General features: G+C 48.3%; 2 protein-coding genes. Both read left to right on the forward strand.

The annotated features are described in order from the left end of the window. Window positions 1-313: hypothetical protein (locus ACI4N7_RS04575; RefSeq protein ID WP_439732186.1), on the forward strand; the 313-nt coding region annotated here is incomplete at its 5' end. 281 nt (window positions 314-594) lie between these two features. Beyond that, on the forward strand, window positions 595-2,196 hold a 1,602-nt coding region (gene speC, locus ACI4N7_RS04580), incomplete at its 3' end, for an ornithine decarboxylase (protein ID WP_439732187.1).

Consider the following 2,196-nt stretch of genomic DNA (forward strand, 5'->3'; position numbering starts at 1 on the left):
CCAGGGCAGCCTGGGAAACCATAAAGGTATATTCTTCTGTTTTTATTATACAAAGGAGAATGACAAGTACTGTCACATCAAAGAATCTTCTGCCCGTCAAGCAGAAAATTCTTTGCCATGCGGATTGCGTGATCAGCAGATTGCACTTACATTTTTTACTCAACACAGAGATGCGGACGAAAACCGTAAACCATGTAAAAATTTCATGACCATGCATGTAATGGAGACACTTATGCAGCCTGATCCGATGAAGGAAACTGTGCTTCCCCTGCATCAGTCAATTCCCTTTCACTTCCCACTTACTTCCAGATAAAATCTCCGATGAATTTTCATAGGAAATACAGACGGTCCTGGATCACCGCAGCACGGAGAAGTCCCGGAAGCCTGTTCATTTCCCTCTTTCATCCCATTTCCCATAAATACCTTCCTTTTATTCAATATTTCAGCTTTATACTCAATAAAATGGACAAACTTCCTTAAATATTCATATAAGCCTATGTCTCCTCATTTTTCCTTTCTTTTCCTTGCATTTCCTTATTGACATAAAGCCCTTCGGTTTTTATAATACAAGCAAAAAAAACAGGGAGGTTTTTCATGAAACAGTTAAAAATCGCTTTAACTGACCTTGCCGCCAAGGCAGGGATTCCTCAGGAGAACTGGAAAACAGTTCCTCTGGAAAAAGCAGATCTCACCGATGTATCTGCCGTAGTCATGACCAGCTTGGACGAAATGCCCGAGTCCTATGACACCATTCATGCTTTTCAGATTCCTCTATTTATCCTGGATACAGGAGCCGCTGCCGGCAGAAATATTTCCGCCATTTCCGGCACCCTTCTTCCCATTAAGGAAAAGGCCTCCTGGAAAAAGAAAATTACCAAAGCAGCTCTTCAATATGAGAAGGATCTTCTTCCTCCTTTTTTTGGTGCGCTCATGCGCTATACCGGACGGAAAAACGACCAGTATGATTCTCCCGGGCACCAGAGCGGCATTTTCTTCCGGAAGCATCCTGCGGGACGCATTTTTTACGACTATTACGGTCCTAATGTATTCCGCGGAGATCTTTCCAGCTCCGATGTAGACCTGGGAGATTTCCTCATTCACGAAGGCCCTGCCCTTTCCGCCCAGAAGCATGCGGCCAAGGTCTTCCATGCGGACAAAACCTACTTTGTACTGAACGGCACCTCCACGTCCAACAAAATCGTACTGAATGCGGTGCTCGCTCCAGGGGATATCGTCCTCTATGACAGGAATAATCATAAGTCCATCGATCTGGGCCTTGTCCTTTCCGGCGCCATTCCTGTATATATGGAAACCGCCCGGAATGCCTGCGGCTCCATCGGCGGCATACCGGAAAAATATCTGGAAGAAGACTACATCCGTCAGCTGGTTGCTGAAAAAGATCCGGAAAAGGCCAAGGCAGAACGCCCCATCCGCCTGACGGTCATTGAGCTGGGCACCTATGACGGCTGCATGTACAACGCCCGCCAGATCATTGATAAAATCGGATATCTCTGCGACTACATCTTTTTCGACTCCGCCTGGGTAGGCTATGAACAGTTCATTCCCATGATGAAAGATGCCTCCCCTCTGCTGCTGGAGCTGGGCCCGGAAGACCCGGGCATCTTCGTCACCCAGTCTGTGCACAAGCAGCAGGCCGGATTTTCCATGACTTCCCAGATCCATAAAAAGGACGCTCACATCCGGGGCCAGGACCGCTACGTTCCTCATAAACGGATGAACAACGCCTACATGATGCATGCCTCCACCTCCCCCTTCTACCAGCTTTTTGCTGCCCTGGACATGAATGCCCGCATCCATGAAGGCGAAGGCGGCATTAAGCTGTGGAAGGACGCCCTGGTCATGGGTATTCAGATCCGCAAGGAAATCCTGCGCCGCTGTCACTATGTCCGTCCCTTTGTCCCCGACCGCATAGGCAGCCGGAAATGGGAAGAAGGCGACACCGCCCAGATTGCCACTGACCGCCGGTACTGGACCTTCAATCCCAGAGCCGACTGGCATGGATTTAAAGGCTATGGAGAAAACCAGTACTTCCTTGACCCCATGAAGCTGATGCTTATTACTCCGGGCATTGATATAAAAACAGGGAAATACGAGGACTTCGGTATACCCGGCACTATTATTGCCGAATATCTTAGAGAAAACCGCATTATCCCGGAAAAATGCGATCTCAATGAC

Origin of the sequence: Dialister sp., assembly GCF_051885895.1 — a bacterium.
GTDB lineage: Bacteria > Bacillota > Negativicutes > Veillonellales > Dialisteraceae > Dialister.